Genomic DNA, 18,998 nt, shown 5'->3' with positions numbered 1-18,998 from the left:
TCAAGCTATTGGGGTAACATTTGGGGGATTTCATCTATAATTTCCTCCACCCAATAACGATACATCAATCCGCTGGGGTGTAAATTATCTTCGGCAATAAGAGCGGCATCTCTTTCAGCTTCACGTGAAATTGGCGTAATGTTATAAAAATCAACCTCAAATTCGGATGCAATTCTTCTAAAAACTGCATTAAACTCATCTATTTCCTCGCCAATAGTTTCTGCATTTTCTGCTCCAAAAGGCGTCACTCCATAATCTGGAATACTCAAAGCAAAAACGCCTTTTTCCCTACGTTTAGAATGATTAAGTGCCAACTTAAAAATCTCCCGAAGTTCTTCTTCATAATCTTCAATACTTTGCCCCTGGTACTGATTATTAACCCCAATTAAAATAGAAACTAAATCAAATTCTCGGGTATAATTCAATTCAGATCGCATTGCGGCCAATAAATTTCCAGAAGTCCAACCGGTTTTGGCAATAATTTTAGGTGGTGCTACTTTATACCCTCTTTCGTTAAGCTGAGCCACCAACTGTACCGGCCAGCGCTCTTTTTCGGGTACACTTTCACCAATGGTATAAGAATCACCCAGGGCAAGGTAACTATAATCCATAACTGAAGGATTATCGGTTTCTGTATTCTGGGTGACAGAATTAGTGGTGTTGCAACCAATTACTAAAAATGCTAAAATTATGAAGTAGAAATTTTTCATTCAGAATCTGTTTAAGGCTTTAAATAGTGTATTTTGCAGCAATTTAAAACATTTAGCCCATTTGTAATATGAAATTATACTTCATTTTATTCTTTTTAAGCAGCGCAGTCTTTGCCCAGGAAACACCGGCAAAAAGCTTTTGGAACCAACTTCAGCAACACTGCGGTAAATCTTATGAAGGCATTATAACCCAGGGAATGGGCAACGATGATTTTGATGGTAAGAAATTAATTATGCACGTGAGATCTTGTGAGGAAAATGAAATTAAAATCCCATTTTTTGTAGGAGAAAATAAATCCCGAACCTGGATTCTGCGATTAAATGATAATAAAATTGAACTGAAACATGATCACCGAAAACCCGATGGCAGCGAAGATGAAATAACGCAATACGGTGGCACGGCTTCTAACACCGGTTTAGCAAATATCCAGGTTTTTCCTGCTGATGACGAAACGGCCGAATTACTTCCCGCTGCGGCAACCAATGTTTGGTGGATAAGCTTAGATGATGAAATTTTTAGTTACAATCTTAAAAGAATTGGTGCTAAAACTAATTTTAGCGTAGAATTTGATCTTTCCAATCCAATAAAAACTCCTGATGCTCCCTGGGGATGGGAAGAATAATATTTTAAGATTATATTATAAGCAATACCTAAATTGTGGTTAAACCCTGCGGAAATAATTCCATTTTGAAATTTTTGTTTATCTTTTTTAGCAAAGTGAACCAGCAACTCAATTATGGAACCCAACCAAGAAAATAAAACCACTTCTAATATTACTTCAAAACCAACCCAGGAAAAAGAAGAACCCCAAACCGGAATTGGTCGTTTTTTTTCTAAAGTGGGGTATTCAATTTGGATAGCGGTAATGGTAGTTGGTGGTATAATTGCTTTCCTGGTTTCCCTCCTGGTATTATGAAAAGTCTAAAAACGTTCTTTTTTATATGCTGTTTTCTTTTTGCTCTTCTCCAAACTCTTTATTTTTTTGAGATCCCACTCCCCGATTTCATCAATTTTTATCTCGCAAATTTTCTTTGTATGCCTATTGTATTAAGCATTTGTCTCTATACGGTGCAATTCCTTAAGAAGGACAAAACTTTACGTTTAAACCTTTTTACCATACTTTCAGTATTTGTGATGTATGCCATTTATTTTGAAGTTATTCTACCACCACTCCACTGGAGATACACGGCCGATATTATTGATGTGCTTCTATATTTAATTGGAAGTTTTCTCTTTTATTTTCTTCAGAAATTACCTTAACCAAACAACCTCGAAGTAAGCTCACTCATTCAAAAAGAATAATATTTCTATTCCGAGCAAAGCATCGCGTAGCAATTCAATCTCGATTATAGAGCCAATTTACCTCCTTAAGCTGCTTTCCTGAATTTTTCACTGATGTAAATTTCTCCCGCTTTAAGTCGTTTCAGGTAAATTTTCATATCCTCCCGTACTTCAGAAGACATTATATATAAACCTATGATATTAGGAAAAGACATGGCTAAAATCATCATATCAGAGAAACTAAGTACGGCCCCCAGGCTTGTAGAAGCGCCAAGAACCACAAATAGAAGGAACATAATTTTATAAACGGTTTCAGATTTCACACTTTTCCCAAAAAGATAAGTCCAGGATCTCATTCCGTAATAAGACCAGGAGACCATAGTTGAAAATGCAAATAAGAAAACGGCAAAAGCCAGAACTGCGGGGAACCAAGAGATTACACTACCAAATGCATCTGAGGTTAACTCTACTCCTCCAAGCCCATTCACTTCGTGCATACCGGTAAAAATAAGTACAAGAGCCGTCATAGTACAAACCACCATAGTATCTATAAATGGTTCTACCAAAGAAGTAAAACCATCGGCTATAGGATTATTGGTTTTTGAAGCACTATGCGCAATTGCAGCCGAACCAACCCCGGCTTCACTGGAAAACGCTGCCCGCTGTAGACCAATAATTAACACTCCAATAAATCCACCTTTAAGTGCATCTGCAGAGAGAGCTCCATTAAAAATTGCAGAAAACGCCCCACCTATATTTTCTATATGGGTGCCAATTACAATAGCACATCCAAGAATATATACCATGGCCATAAAAGGAACCACTTTTCCGGTAACTTTAGCAATACTATTAATACCGCCAATTATTACCACCCCAACTAATATAGAGAAGCCTACACCAAACCAAAAACCGTGACCCTGTAGAAATGGTAATTGCTCAGAAACAATTTTAAATGCCTGGTTAGATTGTAGCATATTGCCCCCGCCAAATGAGGCCCCAACGCCAAGAACGGCAAAAAGGCCGGCAAGAAATTTACCAAGACCTCTCATATTTCTTTTTTCCAGGCCATATCTCAAGTAATTCATTGGTCCGCCAAAAATTCGGCCTTCACTATTTATAAATCGGTATTTTACCCCTAAAGTACACTCTACAAATTTTAAAGACATAGCAAAAAATCCTGCTAAAAACATCCAAAAGGTAGCACCGGCACCACCAAGGGAAATAGCTACTGCCACGCCCGCGATATTTCCTAAACCAACTGTTGCAGAAACAGCAGTTGCCATAGCCTGGAAGTGAGTAATAGTACCCGGTGCATTTGGGTCGTCATACTTCCCCCTGGCCAGGTCTATGGAATGCCTGAACCCACGGATATTTATAAACCCAAGCCTAATCGTAAAAAAGATACTTCCTATAATTAACCACATTACGATAAACGGAATCGCATTCATCTTCACATCTCCATTAGGATGCAACAAGGGTTGCGGCTCAGCGTAAACTACTTCTGCAAAAACGTGTGCATCCTGTTCTACAACATCACTGGTACTATTTGGATCAAAAATCACATGACCTTCTTTAACAAGGTAATTGAGTCTTCCTTTTACCGGCGAAAAAACTTCAATTTCTTCTCCTGTATTGGTTTGAATTATGGCAATTTTATCGCCTTCATTAACCTCGGCATTTTTTGTGATTAACCATTCTTTTAAAGTATAAGAATTGTTGCTTAAAGCATCCCATTCGGGAATAGGAATTTATTTGGTGGGAGTATACACCACGGGATCAAAAACGCCTAAAGAAGCAAATGGATCCCAAAATAAAATCCCGCCAAGAAAATCTACGGCGGGCTGTACATTACTATTAAAAATTTCGGTGATAGATTCGGCAGGAATTGTAAAGGATTTGGAAACAGATTTATTATTCGCATCTGTAACTTTAATAGTATGTTCCATTCCCTCAATTAAACCAGTAGATTTCCTGGCATCTAAGGCAGTAGATTGATTGGTCCATTTATACTGGTATGGCTTTTCTCCCCCGGTTACAATAACTTCGGCTATCCCGTCGTTAATTTCCCGTGAAGGGTTTGAAAGAGTTACTTCTACCTGTAAATCAGCATTATTTTGTGTGTTTTCCTGTGCCCCGGTAATGGCTGTTAACATTAAAAATATACTGGTAAAAAGCCATAAATTCCTCATAAACTAAATTTCTTTACTATTTATCTGATAAATATTAATTGCATAAAAAAAATGAAAGTATTAAAAATTTATAATAATATATATTTTTAATACTCTCAGCTAAATATAATTTCTGAACTTTTAATTCAGAATTCATATAAAAATTAATCGATGAACCCTTGTTTTTTCATCCACTCATCGTTAAATATTTTTCCTACATAACGGCTGCCATGGTCATGAAATAAAACAACCACAACATCATCTTTAGTAAAATGTTCTTTAAGTTGAAGCAATCCTTTCGCTGCAGCGCCGGCTGAATTTCCTAAAAAGAAACCTTCTTCTTCGGCCAATTTACGAGTGTAAACAGCGGCGTCTTTATCGGTTACTTTGGTAAATCCATCAATCACACTAAAATCTACATTTTTTGGTAGAATGTCTTCTCCAATTCCTTCGGTGATATATGGGTAAATCTCTTTTTCGTCAAATTCCCCGGTTTCATGGTATTTTTTAAAAACCGAACCATAGGTATCAATTCCCCAAACTTTAATATTCGGATTTTTTTCTTTTAAATATTTACCAACTCCCGAAATAGTTCCGCCGGTACCTACGCCTACTACAAAATGAGTCACTTTCCCATCGGTTTGTTCCCAAATTTCAGGACCGGTACTTTCGTAATGTGCTTTGGTATTTGCCAGGTTATCATATTGATTCACATACCAGGAATTTGGAGTTTCTTCAGCCATTCTTTTTGAGGTTGAATAATAAGATTGTGGATCTTCTGGGGCAACATCGGTGGGACAAACTACCACTTCGCAACCTACGGCTTTTAAAATATCTATTTTTTCTTTGCTCTGTTTATCAGAAAGTACACAAACCATTTTATAACCTTTCACAATGGCTGCAAGGGCAAGGCCCATTCCTGTATTTCCCGATGTTCCTTCAATAATAGTTCCGCCGGGTTTTAAAAGTCCGTTGGCTTCAGCTTCTTCTACCATTTTCACCGCCATACGATCTTTAACCGAATTTCCCGGGTTAAAAGTTTCATACTTTGCTAAAACCAAAGCGTCTATATCTTTAGTGATCTTATTCATTTTCACCATTGGCGTATTCCCAATAGTTCCCAATATATTTTCTACGTAATCCATTTCTTTATTTTTGAAGTTGCAAAGGTAAAAAATTGAATTTACTTCAATAGAATACCCAAAAGCACTCGATTTGTTATAATTTATTCAAATTTAATTGCTCTGGAAGGAGAAATCTTTGAAATTATTACTGAAGGAATTATCAACATTAGCATACATAAAATTAAGGTTCCCAGGTTTACCGCTAAAATATAGTCCCAACTTAGATAAACGGGAACTTCAGTTACATAATAGGTTTCAGGATTTAATGGTATAAGTTTAAAATATTTCTGCAGCAATAATATTCCGATTCCGATTAAATTTCCCCAGAAAAGTCCTTTAATAATAAGGTAACCGGCATTATAAAGAAAAATCTTTCTAATACTCCAGTCGTTACCGCCCAGGGCTTTTAAAATCCCTATCATTTGGGTGCGCTCAAGAATTAAAACCAGCAAAGCAGTAATCATATTAATGCCAGCCACCAGGATCATAATTCCAATTATAAGTGCAATATTAAAATCAAAAAGCGCCAGCCATTCAAAAATCGAATAATACTTTTGGTTTATGGTTTGCGTATCTAAAAACGATCCCGTGTTCTCATAAACTTCCTGGCCTTTTTTATCAATTTTATTAAAATCGTTTAGAAAAACTTCAAAATTGCCTACCTCATTTTCTTCCCAGCGATTAAGGCGTTGAATATGCCGAATATCGGCCAGCACATAGAGTTTATCAAAGTCCATAAACCCAGAATCATAAATACCGGTAACCACAAAACCACGGGTTAGCGGTCTATCGCTACCATCGCGCAGAAAATAAGTTGGAATTTTATCTCCTATATTTAATTGAAGCCTGTTCGCTAAATAAGCTGAAACTAAAACCTCATCATTCAGTTTATTATCAACATCTGGCAGTTTACCTTTAACCAGGAAATCTTCAAAATAACTCCAGTCATAATCGGTGCCCACACCTTTTACCACAACTCCTTCAAAATCTGTTTCAGTACGAATTATCCCAAATTTTGTTGCCACCGCCTGTACGTGGGCAATACCATCAACAGTATTAAATTCAGGATAAAAATCCTGGTCTTTATCAACCGGGGTAAGCGTAACCTGCGAGCTGTTATTATCGTAATTAGAAATATTAATATGCCCGTTAAAAGCAGCAATCTTATCCCTTATTTTTTCCTGCAAACCAAGCCCGGTAGCAAAAGAAACCAACATCATCACCACACCAATAGCAATTGCCGCAATCGCTATTTTTATAATAGGCGCAGAAATACTACTTTTATGGCTTTTACCGCCGATAAGGCGTTTAACAACAAAAAATTCGAAATTCAAACTATCACGATGCTTAAAAGGTTATTCAAAAGTACATTTTTATTCGCTTTTATAGGTATTCTTTCCTGCGGAAACCAAAATAAGAAAGAGCAATCTTCAGAAGAAATTGCAATAAATAATCAAGATAAAACGGCTGTTAAAGACATTATTCTCGCAGCCAATCGTACCGAAGCTTACCTTCCAATGCTGAAGGGAAAAAGAGTGGGGATTGTAGGAAACCAGACTTCAATTATGAAAAATGAAGCGGGAGAATTTAGCCACGTAGTAGATTCTTTGTTGGCCTTAGAAGTGAATCTGGTAAAGGGTTTTGCCCCAGAACACGGGTTTCGTGGCACGGCTGATGCCGGCGAAGCAGTAGATGATGGTAAAGATGCTCAAACCGGCTTACCGGTAATTTCGCTTTATGGCGATAACAAAAAGCCGAAAGCAGCACAGCTGAAAGATCTTGATGTTTTAATTTTTGACCTACAGGATGTAGGAACCCGTTTTTACACATATATTTCTTCCTTACATTATGTGATGGAAGCCTGCGCCGAAAATGATGTACAACTTATTGTTTTTGATCGCCCAAATCCTAACGGACATTATATAGACGGCCCCATCCTGGAAACCGAGTTTAAAAGTTTTGTAGGAATGCATCCAATCCCAACCGTTCACGGATTAACTATGGGAGAATATGCAAAAATGATTAATGGCGAAAAATGGTTAAAAGACGGGATTCAATGTGATCTTGAAGTAATAGAAATGGAAAATTACGACCACTCTAAAGCTTACGATCTTCCGGTGAAACCTTCACCAAATTTACCAAATGCACAGGCTATAAATTTATACCCAAGTCTATGCTTCTTTGAAGGCACCAATGTAAATGCCGGGCGTGGTACCGATAAACAATTCCAGGTATTCGGGTCGCCGTTTTTAGATAAAAATTATTTTGATTTCACCTATACCCCAGAATCTAAGCCTGGCGCAAAAAGCCCAAAACATCTCGGGAAAGAATGCTATGGTCGGGATCTTAGTGAAATAGCAAGAGTAGATCAAATAAATTTAGAATGGCTAATTGAAGCCTATCAAAACACCGCGAATAAAGATGAATTCTTCAATGCTTTTTTCACAAAACTGGCGGGAACCAAAGAATTACAAACTCAAATTGAAGCCGGTTTATCTGCTGAAGAAATAAGGGATAGTTGGCAGCAAGGTTTGGAAAATTTTGAAGTTAAAAGAAAACAATACTTAATTTACTAAACCGAAAAGCTCGTCTTTTCTTTTCATATAATCATTGGAAGCTGAGGAAGCCAAAATCTCAGCTTCCCATTTTTCCGTTAATTCTTCCTCTCCTTTTTGATAGGCCAAACAATAATTTAAAAAATTATAAAGATCTCGGTTTAATTCTTCAACTTCATTTTCTTCAATTTTCCCCAAACCTCTTTCTAATTTGCGGTATTGTTCGTTATACAAATCTGAAGTTAATTGCATCAATTCAATTTTCTGCGATATCATTTGATAATTAGATTGATTTTTATCCAGCAGATCTTCAGAATTATCTATATAAGCTTCAGCAACATTTAAAAAATCAGATCTAATCTCTTTACTCAAAAATAAACTAAAATCAAGATATTTTTGGGCAAGCCTCAAACCCGTGGCATAATTTTGATTTTGAAAATATTGAACATTTTCTCGCTGAAAAAAAGATGTATTTACACTATAAGCTTCCAATAAATCCTGTACGCTGTTTTTCCCGCTATATCCTCGCTCTTTATTTATTACATTCCCGTGACTATCTACCACAAATAAAAATGGAATTGCCCTAACCCCATATCTATTTCTTAAGTTTACCTCCCTATCAAAATCTAACCTTACCAGAACAAAATTATTCAGAACCTTTTTAATTTCAGGATCTGAAAAAGCTTCTCGCTCCATCTTTTTACACGGTCCACACCAATCTGCATAGAAATCAATAAAAATAAGTTTATTAGTCGCAATAGAGAGTTTCTGAGCATCTTCTAAAGAAGTAAGCCAGGGATTATTTTGGGCAAATCCTGAAGAAAGGCAGAAAATAAGTAATAGAAGCGTAGTAATTTTTCTCATAGATAAAGATTAGTAAGGCAATTTAATAAAATATTAAGAAAACCTAAATTTATTTTAAAAAGCTCTGTAAAAAAATTGAAGATTATCTATCCTTTTATCCTCTTCTTCATCTCTTCTACAATATTATATGCAGCGGGGCAAATAGCCGTATTTTTAATGGTAAGATTTGAAATTTTATGAAAATCTTTCCTGTCGGTATGCGGGAATTCCCGGCAGGCTTTTGGTCGCACATCATAAATTAGGCAGTAATTATCTGCAGCCAAAAAAGTACAGGGCACTTGTTGCAGCACATAATCATTGTCTTCATCTATTCGCAAATACTGCTCAATAAACTGTTGCGGCTTTAATTTTAAATGCTTGCTAATGCGCTCTATATCTTTATTGGTAAATAAAGGGCCGGTAGTTTTACAACAATTTGCACAATCCAGGCAGTTGGTGCGGGAAAATTCTTCCTCGTGCATTTCCTGCATCTGTCTATCCAAATCTTTTGGCGGCTTTTTTCTAAGCTTTGCAAAAAACTTTTTATTTTCCTTATGCTTATCTTTGGCCTTTTCAGGGAGATTTTTTAGAATTTCTTCCATTGGGCAAAGATATAAAACCAAGCTACACCTTATCAATGAATCAGCAAACTTCAGTAAAAGACATTTTTGGAAAAGCGATTTCAGCTTACTATCACGAAAAGGATACTACCGATATCCAGGTACATTCCCCAGACTTTGATGATGATGTAATTCCTGTTCCCTATTTGTTCCGAAATTATGCTGAAATGCCGCCCTTAGAGCAAAAAGCGTTGCAACTTGCAAAGGGAAAAGTTTTAGATGTTGGCTGCGGCGCAGGAAGCCATTCGCTTTATCTTCAGCAAGAAAAAAAACTTCAGGTGACTTCCATTGATACCTCTAAAGGCGCTATAGAAATTTCCCGTCTACGCGGAATTAAAGATGCTCGAAACATTGATTTTTTCGACTTGAAAGATGCAAAATTTGATACCATTTTAATGCTTATGAATGGTAGCGGAATAATTGGCAAGCTTAACCAGCTTGACAAATTCTTTAAAAAAACCAGGGAATTGCTAAATCCCAATGGTAAAGTTCTTTTAGATTCTTCAGATTTAAGTTATTTATTTGATCGCGACGAAGATGGTGGGATTTGGGTAGACTCTGAAGCTGCATATTACGGTGAACTGGAATTTAAAGTGAGTTATAAAGGGGAAAATTCTGCTTATTTTAATTGGCTCTATATAGATTTTCAAACTTTAAAATTTGCCGCTGAAACCAATAACTTTAGCTGTAAACGAATAAAAGAGGGAAAACACTACGATTATTTAGCTGAATTACAAGCTTTAAAACAATAAATTTATATTTTTACCAAAATTGCTTTTTCAATGTCTAAATACAAATACAGCCTTCTTCTTTTAATTATATTGTTTAGCTTTTCCTGTACTTCAGATTCAGGTGAAAATGATGATGATGGAGTGGTTGGAATAGATAAAACAGCAAATTTGCAAGGTTTGGGAGATTCAGCTTCCCACCTTTTAAGCGATGCTGAATTCACTTCTATGAATATAGAAATTGTTTATGTAAACGGCTATGCTCCTAACCAGGCAGCTCTTTCAAATTTTAAAAGTTTCCTTGAAGAACGAACTTTTAAACCCGATGGTATAAATATTAGTTTAAGAGCAGTTTCCTCATCTGGCAAAGCTCCTTTTTCTATAGAGGAAATTGTAGAAATAGAAAAAGAAACCCGTACTGTATACAATGCGGGAGATGAAATTGCGGTGTATATTTATTTTGCTGACGGAAAAAGTGAAAAAGACGAGGAAAATAAATTCACCCTGGGTTCAGCATTTAGAAATACATCTATGGTGATTTTCGGAAAAACTATTGAAGATTTTGCGGCAAGACCTAACGCTCCAATAGAAAGTGATATAGAAGCAGCAGTTTTAAACCACGAATTTGGGCATTTATTTGGCCTGGTAGATATTGGTACCGAACCGCAATCTGACCATAAAGATGATGATAACGAAGGTCATTGTAATGTGCCCGACTGCCTGATGCGCGCTTCTATAGAATTTGGAAGCGGAATTATAGATGAAATTGAAGGAGGGCGTATTCCTACACTAGGCTATCATTGTATTAGAGATCTTCAAGCTGCCGGGGGACGATAATTTTTTGAAGTAAGAGGTTTAAAGTACGAAGTCGCAATAATTGAAATCAGATCGGAAAAATCTATTGTTTCTATACTTCATCCTGAACTTGTTTCAGGATCTAATATATTACAAATTAGAAGCTGAAACCAGTTCAGCTTGACGAAAACCATAATTCTTCACCTCAAACTTCTAAAACTTAATTCGCTACTTCACTTATAAATTTAATTCGGTATAACCTAAGTTCTTCATCGTCATAATCACCGTCAAATTCCTGGATGGCTTCATCTATTTTATCGGTTTCAGCTTCCAGAAAATATTCGTGAATTTCTTCCTGCTGGTCTTCATCTAAAATATCGTCTATCCAGTAATTTATATTCAACTTGGTTCCGCTGTACACAATTGCTTCCATTTCTTTGATGAATTCCTTCATCTCCATACCCTTGGCCGAAGCAATATCATCTAAAGGTAATTTGCGGTCTACATTCTGAATTATATATAATTTTAAAGCTGAATTTGCTCCGGTAGATTTTACCACCAAATCGTCTGGACGAACAATCTCATTTTCATCTACATACCGCTGAATAAGTTCTACAAACTCTTTCCCAAACTTTTTGGCTTTGTTTTCGCCTACTCCAAAAATATTGGTAAGCTCTTCAATATTTACCGGATATTTTATAGCCATATCTTCCAGCGAAGGATCCTGAAAAACTACAAAAGGAGGCACCTCGTTTTTTACTGCTACTTTTTTCCGAAGATCTTTCAGCATTTTTACCAGGGTTTTATCTACCCCAGAACCTCCTGACTGACTTGCAGTGGGAACAGCCTCAGTAGTACTATCAAAAATATGATCATCGGTCATCATAAATGACGTTGGATTCTTTAAGAATTCTTCACCTTTAGATGTAAGTTTTATTACACCGTAGGTTTCAATATCTTTCTTTAATAAACCGGCAACAAGAGCCTGCCTAATTAAAGCCATCCAGTATTTTCCATCCCTGTCTTTTCCTTTTCCGAAAAGTGGGTGAGTGTCGGTTTTATGTGATAAAATAACCGCATTAGATTTTCCTATAAGTGTTTTTACAACTTCTTTAGATTTATATAATTGCTTTGTTTCTTTTATTGTTTTTAAAAGTAATTCTACCTCTTTGCCCGCTTCATGCTGCTTTTTTGGATACCTAACGTTATCGTCCATAGAGGCGCCTTCGCCGGTTTCGCTGTCAAACTCTTCCCCAAAATAATGCAAAATAAACTTTCGGCGGGAAATGGAAGTTTCTGCATAGGCAACTACCTCCTGAAGTAAAGCGTGACCAATTTCCTGTTCGGCCACTGGTTTTCCGCTCATAAATTTTTCGAGCTTTTCAATATCTTTATAAGAATAGAAAGCCAAACAATGGCCTTCGCCACCATCTCTTCCTGCCCGACCGGTTTCCTGGTAATAACTTTCTATACTTTTTGGAATATCGTGGTGAATCACAAACCGAACATCGGGTTTATCTATTCCCATCCCAAAGGCAATGGTAGCCACCACAACGTCAATTTCTTCCATAAGAAACTGGTCCTGGTGTTTACTTCGGGTTTTGGCGTCCAGCCCGGCGTGGTATGGCACGGCATTAATACCATTAACCTGAAGTGTTTGCGCAAGCTCTTCAACCTTTTTTCTACTTAAACAATAGATAATCCCAGATTTCCCGCGGTTTTGTTTTATAAAACGGATAATATCTGCATTTACATTTTTGGTTTTTGGCCGTACTTCATAATATAAATTAGGACGGTTAAAACTCGCTTTAAAAGTATTTGCATCTGGAATTCCCAGGTTCTTTAGAATATCTTCCTGTACTTTGGGAGTCGCGGTAGCTGTAAGGGCAATAATTGGAATATTATCTCCTATACGTTTAATAATGCTGCGCAAGTTTCGGTATTCCGGTCTAAAATCGTGACCCCATTCACTTATACAATGCGCCTCATCTATAGCCAGAAAAGAAATCTTTTGTTGTTTTAAAAACTCAACATGATCTTCTTTGGTAAGTGATTCAGGCGCTACATAAAGTAGCTTGGTAACACCGTTAGCGATGTCTTCTTTTACCTGTTTTACTTCGGTTTTATTCAAAGAGGAATTTAGCACATGCGCAACGCCGTGCTCTGCAGAAATACTACGTATAGCATCTACCTGGTTCTTCATTAAAGCGATAAGGGGCGAAACCACAATTGCCGTTCCTTCTTCAATCAACGCAGGGAGTTGGTAACATAGGGATTTCCCTCCTCCGGTAGGCATTACCACAAACGAATTATTTTTATTCACTATACTGGTAATCACCTCTTCCTGAAGGCCTTTGAATTGACTAAACCCAAAGTACTTCTTTAGCTGTTGGTGTAAATCAATTTCCGTCAAACTCATTCAATTGTGTTACAATTTTACATACATTTGCATAACTAAAGATACATATTTCTTTAAACTCACAATCCTTAATTTTATCTAAATTTGAAACTGAAGGAAAAAATCCTTATTGCTGCAAAAGAAACCATTTCCATTGAGGCCAAAGCAATTGCAAACCTGGAAAATTTTATTGATAGTGAGTTTGCCGAAGCCGTAGAAAAAATATATAAAGCTAAAGGAAGGGTAATTGTAACCGGCATAGGAAAAAGTGCCGTAATTGCCACAAAAATAGTAGCTACACTCAATTCTACCGGCACACCTGCAATTTTTATGCACGCTGCAGACGCTATTCACGGAGACCTGGGAACCATACAAAAAGACGATGTAGTAATTTGTATTTCTAAAAGCGGAAATAGCCCTGAAATAAAAGTACTGGTGCCTTATATTAAGGATTTCAACAATCTACTTATAGGGATTACTGCCGATAAAGAATCTTTTCTTGGAAGGGAATCTGACTATGTATTGAATTCTTATGTAGAAAAAGAAGCCTGCCCTAACAACCTTGCACCTACAACAAGTACAACGGCACAAATGGTTATGGGAGATGCTTTGGCAATCTGTCTTTTAAAATTGAAAGGATTTTCACGAAAAGATTTTGCAAAATACCATCCCGGTGGTTCGCTTGGTAAAAAGCTTTACCTGAGAGTAAGCGATATTACGGCGCAAAATATGAAACCCCAGGTTACACCAGAAACTTCAGTTACAGATGCAATTATAGAGATTTCAGAAAAAATGCTTGGAGTAACTGCGGTAATTGAAAACAATAAAATTATTGGTATAATCACCGATGGAGATATTAGGCGAATGCTTAAAAACAATACCGAATTCAAAAATCTTACAGCAAGAGATATTATGAGTCCCGCGCCAAAAACCATAGACCAGGATTCACTGGCGGTAGACGCTTTAGAAATGCTGGAAGAAAATAAAATATCCCAGTTACTTGCCCTGGATAACCTAACCTACGCGGGTGTAGTACATATACATAACCTAATTCGAGAAGGAATTTTATAATGAAGCAAATTGGCACCCCTGAACCAGAGATGTCCTTTTTGGACCATTTAGAAGATTTAAGATGGCATCTAATAAGATCTGTTGTAGCAATTGTTGTTGCAGGCTCTATAGCTTTTCTTTTAAAGGGATTTATCTTTGACGTATTACTTTTTGGCCCCAGTAGAGGCGATTTTTTCTCTTATGATATTCTTTGCCGAATTTCTACTTCTCTTGGATTAGATGCCGGTTTCTGTTTTGACGAGATGCCGTTTAGAATTCAAAGTAGAACCATGGGCGGGCAATTTTCAGCCCACGTCTGGACCTCTATAACCGCAGGGTTTATTATTGCTTTTCCCTATGTAATATACCAGTTTTGGTTATTTGTGGCCCCGGCAATGCACGATAATGAACGCAAACACGCCAAAGGATTTATATTTATTACTTCCCTGCTATTTTTTATAGGAGTAATTTTTGGTTACTATGTGGTTACGCCATTATCTATAAATTTCCTTGGAAAATATCAGGTAAGTGAAACAGTTTTCAACGATTTTGATTTGGGTAGTTATATAGGTTTGGTTAGAGCTTCAGTGTTAGCCAGCGGACTTATTTTTGAACTCCCTATTGTTATTTATTTCCTTACCAGGGTTGGAGTGGTAACGCCACAATTCCTAAAAAAATACCGAAAATATGCTTTGGTAATTGTACTGATTCTTTCAGCAATAATCACCCCTCCAGATATTGTTAGCCAGATAATTGTGGCTATTCCGGTATTGATACTTTATGAAGTAAGTATTATTATTTCAAAGGTAATCTACAAACAAGAACAAAGAAAATTTAATAAAAAATAGCTATGATTAATAAAGTTGACGAATTCAATGCTTACCGTCAGCAGATGAATGATAAAATCCTTGGTGAGAACAATAAAGTACTCAAAAGGATTTTTAATTTAGATACCAATGCTTTTACAGAAGGCGCGGTAGATAAAAAAACAAAAGAATTATTAGGCCTTGTGGCCTCCCTGGTTTTACGTTGCGACGATTGTGTAAAATACCATTTAGAATCCAGTTACAAAGAAGGTTTAACCCGAGAGCAGGTTATGGAAACCCTGAGTATTGGAACTTTAATTGGAGGTACAATTGTAATTCCTCATCTGCGTCGTGCCCACGAATACTGGGAAGCCTTAGAGGAATCTAAAGAATAACAGGCTGGCATAAAAAATGTAACTTAGCTCTAAAATGCTATTTGAATGAAATTACGAGCCGAGAATTTAGTTAAAGCCTACAAAGGAAAAGAAGTTGTAAAAGGAATCTCGCTGGAAGTGAACCAGGGAGAAATTGTAGGATTACTGGGGCCAAACGGTGCCGGTAAAACCACTTCTTTTTATATGATTGTGGGTCTTATTAAGCCAAATTCCGGAAAAATTGTTTTAGACCAGGTTAATATCACTAAATATCCAATGTACAAGAGAGCACAGCACGGGATTGGATATTTAGCCCAGGAAGCTTCGGTTTTCAGAAAACTTAGTATTGAAGACAATATTATGAGTGTATTGGAACTCACCGATCTTTCTAAAGAAGAGCGTCACCATAAAATGGAAACCCTAATTGAAGAATTCGGTTTAGGCCATATTCGAAAAAACCGCGGTGACCTTTTAAGTGGTGGAGAGCGCCGCCGTACAGAAATTGCCCGTGCCCTCGCAACCGATCCTAATTTTATTCTTCTTGACGAACCATTTGCGGGAGTAGATCCCGTTGCTGTAGAAGATATTCAAAGAATTGTAGCACAGTTAAAGGATAAAAATATCGGGATTCTTATTACCGATCATAACGTGCAGGAAACCCTGGCGATTACCGATAGAACTTACCTGATGTTTGAAGGAAGCATCTTAAAACACGGCCAACCCGAAGAACTCGCCGAAGACGAAATGGTGAGAAAAGTTTATCTGGGACAAAACTTCGAACTTAGAAAGAAGAAGTTATTTAAATAAAAATCGCACTACTCAAATTCTGTAATATATCAATTATAGCTTTCCAAAGGGACGCATCAAATTACGTCATGCTGAACTGGTTTCAGCATCTAATACTCAACAATTTAGACCCTGAAACCAGTTCAGGGTGACGATATATCCTGAAGAATAATTTCAGCTACACCATAAATCCTAAACCTCACAGGTTTAAAAACCTGTGAGATTTTTAATGTACTTTCTCTTCTTTCTTCGGAAAAACCACGGATAAAATCACATAACTCAAAATAATTAAGGGTACAGCTACAAACTGAAATACCAGGATTAACACCAAACATAATAAAAGAAAGAAGTATCGTACTTTATTATCAGCAAAACCCCAGTTTTTAAATTTAAGGGCAAAAAGTTTTATTTCGGCATTTAGGAGATAACAACTAAGAAGAGTAATAGCAATTAAAAACCATTCATTTAAAATTAAACCGGTTAAAAAACTATCGGGTTGATAAGTCAAAATAAGCGGAAAACTTAAAACCAGTAGTGCATTTGCCGGAGTGGGAACGCCTATAAATGAATCGGTTTGCCTATCATCAACATTAAATTTTGCTAACCTGTAAGCCGAAGCTAAAGAAATAAGCAATCCGGTTAAAGCAAGCGTATTAAAATTCCAATCCCACCAACCGGGATTCACTTCCCAACCCGTGTTTTCTACTCCAGAATTTCCCGGCAACGCGTTATCCAGCAATTGATACATCACAATTCCCGGTACTACTCCACTGGTAACAACATCGGCTAAAGAATCAAGTTGCAACCCAATATCACTGGAAACTTTTAAGCTTCTGGCTGCAAGCCCATCAAAAAAATCGAAGAAAATTCCGCCAGCTACAAAAATAGCGGCCATAATGAGACTTCCCTGTACAGCAAAAATAACCGCGATGGTCCCGCAAAGAAGATTTAAAAGCGTAATTAAATTCGGGATATGTCTTTTTATACTCATAGATTGGTTTTCTAAAATACTAAACTAAGCAATTGCCGCCTGTTTGTACAAGTTTTTTTAATTTCAGAAAGAACAATTACAAAAGCTTTAACTTCAAAGAAGCTACCGAATTCTCTTTAAAAAAGAATAGTTTGTTATTTTTGAAAAGAATTTCCTAAGTATGAAAAACCTTCTTTATGCAATTTCAAGCGGACTTTTATTAGCATTTGCGTGGCCAACTTATGGCTTTCCTTTGCTTTTATTTGTCGCGTTTGTACCGCTACTATATGCAGAATTTAAAGTAAGAAATTCTAAAAAGAAATATATTAAATGGAGGGTGCTTGGCCTGGCTTATTTAAGCTTTTTCCTCTGGAACCTCATTACAACATACTGGCTCTATTTTTCTACCGCATTTGGCGGCGCCTTTGCAGTTTTGGTCAATTCTCTATTAATGGCACTGGTATTTTTGCTCTATCATATTGTAGCAAAACGTACCGGATTTAGCGCTGCATCAGCCTTTTTGGTTAGCATTTGGATGGTTTTTGAAAAACTGCATCTCGTCTGGGAATTTTCCTGGCCCTGGTTAAACCTGGGAAATGCTTTTTCTGAATTTCAAAACTGGGTGCAGTGGTATGAATATACAGGAACCTTTGGCGGCACACTTTGGGTTTGGCTGGCCAATATCGCTTGCTTTAAAGCGGTATTACTCTACCAAGAATTCAAGGATAAAGATTTTATTTACCGCGGAATCTTCAAAATGGGATTACTGATTTTAATCCCCATTGGGATTTCCTATTTATTATTAAGCCAGGTTGAAGAAAAAGGAGAAACGATGGAAGTGGTTATCCTGCAGCCAAATATTAATCCGTATACCGAAAAATACAATACCACCGATACCCGGATTGGCGAGTTACTACTGAAGCTCAGTGAAGAAAAAGTGAGTGAGAACACTAAACTTATTTTAGCTCCAGAAACCGTTTTTGCCGATGGAACCGTGCTTCCTAATTTTGAACAATCTGAAGCAGCTTTTTTCTCCAGACAACTTATAAATAAATATCCTCAAACTAATTTTCTTAGTGGGATTTCTTTTTATGAAAGGTTCAGCGATCCGGCAAAAGTTAGGGAACAAAGCAATCAATTAGGACCAAACGACTGGTACGACGATTATAATTCGGCTTTTTTAATGAATTCGGAAGATGTTCCGCAGCTTTATCATAAATCTAAACTCGTAGTTGGCGTAGAGAACTTTCCTTATCAGGAAATTCTGAAACCTATTTTAGGTGATGTTATGATAGATCTGGGCGGCACCGTAGCGATGAAGACCACACAGGAAGACCGGGAAGTTTTCGCTTTAAATAATAATTCGGCTACAGGCCCCATTATTTGCTACGAATCTGTTTATGGAGAATATGTAACGGGATATGTAGAAAATGGCGCAGATTTTCTTAGCATTATTACGAACGATGCCTGGTGGGGCAATTCCCAGGGCCATAAGCAGCATCTTAGTTATGCTAAATTACGTGCTATAGAAACCCGTCGCGATGTAGTGCGCAGTGCAAATACTGGGATTTCAGCATTTATCAATCAAAAAGGAGAAATCACAAAAAGCCTGGGTTATGAGGAACAAGGAAGTATCAAAGCTGATATTCATCTTAATTCAGAAAAAACTTTCTACGTAGAATATGGAGATTATTTAGCGAGAGTAGCGCAATTCCTGGCTCTGTTTATTTTCTTATTTGCTGTGGTAAAGTATAAAAGAAACCGTCCCACCTAGATACTGTTTCCTGCA

At 36.9% G+C, this 18,998-nt stretch carries 18 protein-coding genes and 1 pseudogene; 11 read left to right on the top strand and 8 right to left on the bottom strand.

Annotated elements, in window-relative coordinates:
* Positions 1–5 precede the first annotated feature (5 nt).
* Positions 6–710 carry an SGNH/GDSL hydrolase family protein gene (locus J0871_RS07810; protein ID WP_208224699.1) on the bottom strand — a complete coding sequence of 235 codons (705 nt, stop codon included), beginning with the start codon at positions 708–710 and terminating at the stop codon, positions 6–8.
* Between the two features lie 68 nt (positions 711–778).
* Here J0871_RS07810 and J0871_RS07805 point away from each other — a divergent pair, with 68 nt between their 5' ends.
* The 3 genes from J0871_RS07805 to J0871_RS07795 all read left to right on the top strand — a co-directional run bounded on the left by J0871_RS07805 (position 779) and on the right by J0871_RS07795 (position 1,971).
* The gene (locus J0871_RS07805; RefSeq protein ID WP_208224697.1) at positions 779–1,333 is read left to right on the top strand and encodes a hypothetical protein; all 555 of its coding nucleotides are present in this window, start codon (positions 779–781) and stop codon (positions 1,331–1,333) included.
* Between the two features lie 114 nt (positions 1,334–1,447).
* Complete coding sequence (locus tag J0871_RS07800; protein ID WP_208224695.1) at positions 1,448–1,627, top strand: hypothetical protein; 180 nt, start codon at positions 1,448–1,450, stop codon at positions 1,625–1,627.
* Between the two features lie 119 nt (positions 1,628–1,746).
* On the top strand, positions 1,747–1,971 hold the full coding sequence (locus J0871_RS07795; protein ID WP_208224693.1) for a hypothetical protein: 225 nt from the start codon (positions 1,747–1,749) through the stop codon (positions 1,969–1,971).
* A gap of 107 nt (positions 1,972–2,078) precedes the next feature.
* Here J0871_RS07795 and J0871_RS07790 read toward each other — a convergent pair.
* From J0871_RS07790 to J0871_RS07780, 3 genes and pseudogenes are all read right to left on the bottom strand, one after another.
* Positions 2,079–4,145: pseudogene (locus J0871_RS07790) on the bottom strand (alanine/glycine:cation symporter family protein).
* Positions 4,146–4,324: 179 nt separating this feature from the next.
* A complete protein-coding gene (locus tag J0871_RS07785; protein ID WP_093303811.1) occupies positions 4,325–5,305 on the bottom strand; it encodes a cysteine synthase family protein in 981 nt (326 codons plus the stop codon).
* An 80-nt stretch (positions 5,306–5,385) separates the two neighbouring features.
* Entirely contained in the window at positions 5,386–6,618 is a 1,233-nt protein-coding gene (locus tag J0871_RS07780) for an FtsX-like permease family protein (RefSeq protein ID WP_208224691.1), read from the bottom strand.
* 9 nt (positions 6,619–6,627) lie between these two features.
* On the opposite strand from J0871_RS07780, the gene J0871_RS07775 reads away from it, so the two are divergent.
* Positions 6,628–7,860: a DUF1343 domain-containing protein gene (locus J0871_RS07775; RefSeq protein ID WP_208224689.1), complete on the top strand. Its 1,233-nt coding sequence runs from the start codon at positions 6,628–6,630 to the stop codon at positions 7,858–7,860.
* On the opposite strand, the gene J0871_RS07770 is transcribed toward J0871_RS07775, so the two are convergent.
* Complete coding sequence (locus J0871_RS07770; protein WP_208224687.1) at positions 7,849–8,703, bottom strand: thioredoxin family protein; 855 nt, start codon at positions 8,701–8,703, stop codon at positions 7,849–7,851. The two genes, J0871_RS07775 and J0871_RS07770, sit on opposite strands and share 12 nt — an antisense overlap.
* Positions 8,704–8,789: 86 nt before the next feature.
* Positions 8,790–9,284 carry a YkgJ family cysteine cluster protein gene (locus J0871_RS07765; RefSeq protein ID WP_208224685.1) on the bottom strand — a complete coding sequence of 165 codons (495 nt, stop codon included), beginning with the start codon at positions 9,282–9,284 and terminating at the stop codon, positions 8,790–8,792.
* On the opposite strand from J0871_RS07765, the gene J0871_RS07760 reads away from it, so the two are divergent.
* Together J0871_RS07760 and J0871_RS07755 are read left to right on the top strand one after the other, a co-directional pair.
* The gene (locus J0871_RS07760; protein WP_346014337.1) at positions 9,284–10,054 is read left to right on the top strand and encodes a class I SAM-dependent methyltransferase; all 771 of its coding nucleotides are present in this window, start codon (positions 9,284–9,286) and stop codon (positions 10,052–10,054) included. The two genes, J0871_RS07765 and J0871_RS07760, sit on opposite strands and share 1 nt — an antisense overlap.
* Before the next feature lie 30 nt (positions 10,055–10,084).
* Positions 10,085–10,867 (top strand): hypothetical protein, encoded by a 783-nt coding sequence (locus tag J0871_RS07755; protein ID WP_208224683.1) that lies wholly within the window; start codon positions 10,085–10,087, stop codon positions 10,865–10,867.
* Between the two features lie 178 nt (positions 10,868–11,045).
* On the opposite strand, the gene recQ is transcribed toward J0871_RS07755, so the two are convergent.
* Positions 11,046–13,244, bottom strand: a complete 2,199-nt coding sequence (gene recQ / locus J0871_RS07750; RefSeq protein ID WP_208224681.1) for a DNA helicase RecQ — start codon at positions 13,242–13,244, stop codon at positions 11,046–11,048.
* 84 nt (positions 13,245–13,328) lie between these two features.
* On the opposite strand from recQ, the gene J0871_RS07745 reads away from it, so the two are divergent.
* The 4 genes from J0871_RS07745 to lptB are packed head-to-tail and all read left to right on the top strand — an operon-like array spanning position 13,329 to position 16,260.
* Entirely contained in the window at positions 13,329–14,294 is a 966-nt protein-coding gene (locus J0871_RS07745) for a KpsF/GutQ family sugar-phosphate isomerase (RefSeq protein ID WP_208224679.1), read from the top strand.
* On the top strand, positions 14,294–15,121 hold the full coding sequence (gene tatC / locus J0871_RS07740) for a twin-arginine translocase subunit TatC (protein ID WP_075325975.1): 828 nt from the start codon (positions 14,294–14,296) through the stop codon (positions 15,119–15,121). Before J0871_RS07745 ends, tatC begins: the two co-directional genes overlap by 1 nt.
* A 2-nt stretch (positions 15,122–15,123) precedes the next feature.
* Positions 15,124–15,474 (top strand): carboxymuconolactone decarboxylase family protein, encoded by a 351-nt coding sequence (locus J0871_RS07735; RefSeq protein ID WP_208224677.1) that lies wholly within the window; start codon positions 15,124–15,126, stop codon positions 15,472–15,474.
* A gap of 45 nt (positions 15,475–15,519) precedes the next feature.
* Complete coding sequence (lptB, locus tag J0871_RS07730) at positions 15,520–16,260, top strand: LPS export ABC transporter ATP-binding protein (RefSeq protein WP_075325973.1); 741 nt, start codon at positions 15,520–15,522, stop codon at positions 16,258–16,260.
* Between the two features lie 205 nt (positions 16,261–16,465).
* Here the strand turns inward: lptB and J0871_RS07725 are convergent, their stop codons facing one another.
* On the bottom strand, positions 16,466–17,230 hold the full coding sequence (locus J0871_RS07725; RefSeq protein ID WP_208224675.1) for a CDP-alcohol phosphatidyltransferase family protein: 765 nt from the start codon (positions 17,228–17,230) through the stop codon (positions 16,466–16,468).
* 160 nt (positions 17,231–17,390) lie between these two features.
* Between J0871_RS07725 and lnt the strand changes: the two genes are divergently transcribed.
* Complete coding sequence (gene lnt / locus J0871_RS07720) at positions 17,391–18,983, top strand: apolipoprotein N-acyltransferase (RefSeq protein ID WP_208224673.1); 1,593 nt, start codon at positions 17,391–17,393, stop codon at positions 18,981–18,983.
* The last annotated feature ends 15 nt before the right edge of the window (positions 18,984–18,998 follow it).

The organism is Salegentibacter sp. BDJ18, from assembly GCF_017579965.1.
GTDB lineage: Bacteria > Bacteroidota > Bacteroidia > Flavobacteriales > Flavobacteriaceae > Salegentibacter.
Note: the sequence above shows the minus strand (reverse complement) of the source record. Positions and strands in the feature narration are given on the sequence as shown.

What these genes read in the sequence shown, in the direction of transcription:
- J0871_RS07810 (WP_208224699.1), bottom strand. Translation starts at nt 710, where the DNA reads ATGAAAAATTTCTACTTCATAATTTTAGCATTTTTAGTAATTGGTTGC.
- J0871_RS07755 (WP_208224683.1), top strand. Translation starts at nt 10,085, where the DNA reads ATGTCTAAATACAAATACAGCCTTCTTCTTTTAATTATATTGTTTAGC.
- J0871_RS07770 (WP_208224687.1), bottom strand. Translation starts at nt 8,703, where the DNA reads ATGAGAAAAATTACTACGCTTCTATTACTTATTTTCTGCCTTTCTTCA.
- recQ (WP_208224681.1), bottom strand. Translation starts at nt 13,244, where the DNA reads ATGAGTTTGACGGAAATTGATTTACACCAACAGCTAAAGAAGTACTTT.
- lptB (WP_075325973.1), top strand. Translation starts at nt 15,520, where the DNA reads ATGAAATTACGAGCCGAGAATTTAGTTAAAGCCTACAAAGGAAAAGAA.
- lnt (WP_208224673.1), top strand. Translation starts at nt 17,391, where the DNA reads ATGAAAAACCTTCTTTATGCAATTTCAAGCGGACTTTTATTAGCATTT.
- J0871_RS07805 (WP_208224697.1), top strand. Translation starts at nt 779, where the DNA reads ATGAAATTATACTTCATTTTATTCTTTTTAAGCAGCGCAGTCTTTGCC.
- J0871_RS07735 (WP_208224677.1), top strand. Translation starts at nt 15,124, where the DNA reads ATGATTAATAAAGTTGACGAATTCAATGCTTACCGTCAGCAGATGAAT.
- J0871_RS07795 (WP_208224693.1), top strand. Translation starts at nt 1,747, where the DNA reads ATGCCTATTGTATTAAGCATTTGTCTCTATACGGTGCAATTCCTTAAG.
- tatC (WP_075325975.1), top strand. Translation starts at nt 14,294, where the DNA reads ATGAAGCAAATTGGCACCCCTGAACCAGAGATGTCCTTTTTGGACCAT.
- J0871_RS07765 (WP_208224685.1), bottom strand. Translation starts at nt 9,284, where the DNA reads ATGGAAGAAATTCTAAAAAATCTCCCTGAAAAGGCCAAAGATAAGCAT.
- J0871_RS07785 (WP_093303811.1), bottom strand. Translation starts at nt 5,305, where the DNA reads ATGGATTACGTAGAAAATATATTGGGAACTATTGGGAATACGCCAATG.
- J0871_RS07775 (WP_208224689.1), top strand. Translation starts at nt 6,628, where the DNA reads ATGCTTAAAAGGTTATTCAAAAGTACATTTTTATTCGCTTTTATAGGT.
- J0871_RS07800 (WP_208224695.1), top strand. Translation starts at nt 1,448, where the DNA reads ATGGAACCCAACCAAGAAAATAAAACCACTTCTAATATTACTTCAAAA.
- J0871_RS07725 (WP_208224675.1), bottom strand. Translation starts at nt 17,230, where the DNA reads ATGAGTATAAAAAGACATATCCCGAATTTAATTACGCTTTTAAATCTT.